Here is a 516-nt window from a genome sequence, read left to right as displayed (position 1 = left end):
AGCGCCTTTCATCAGCGGACCATGCGGTCCGTTGAACTATCCGGTATTAGCTCCGATTTCTCGGAGTTATCCCAATCCTTGAGGCAGGTTCCTTACGTGTTACTCACCCGTCCGCCGCTCATTCCACTGCCTTCCCTCCGAAGAGTTCCGTCAGCTTCCTGCGCTCGACTTGCATGTATTAGGCACGCCGCCAGCGTTCGTCCTGAGCCAGGATCAAACTCTCCATGAAGTGTTTGACTTGCTCGTTGTGTGACCGAAGTCACGATTGACGAAGCTTGCGCTTCATTCGTTTTTGTATTCCGTAGAATACGATTTTCGCCTCATCGTTCAGTTTTCAAAGTTCGTCATAAAAATGGTGGAGCCTAGCGGGATCGAACCGCTGACCTCCTGCGTGCAAGGCAGGCGCTCTCCCAGCTGAGCTAAGGCCCCATTAAAGGGATGAAATTGAAGATGGTCGGGAAGACAGGATTCGAACCTGCGACCCCTTGGTCCCAAACCAAGTGCTCTACCAGCTGA

Annotated in this window: 1 tRNA gene and 1 rRNA gene; both read right to left on the bottom strand. The window is 52.7% G+C overall.

The features are described from left to right. Positions 1-229 (bottom strand): 16S ribosomal RNA (locus BW42_RS09010); the annotation flags it as partial. A 124-nt stretch (positions 230-353) separates the two neighbouring features. Further along, positions 354-429, bottom strand: a tRNA-Ala gene (locus tag BW42_RS09005). Positions 430-516 lie beyond the last annotated feature (87 nt).

Source organism: Exiguobacterium sp. RIT341 (assembly GCF_000632205.1).
GTDB lineage: Bacteria > Bacillota > Bacilli > Exiguobacteriales > Exiguobacteriaceae > Exiguobacterium_A.
This window is presented reverse-complemented; position numbering and strand designations above follow the sequence as displayed.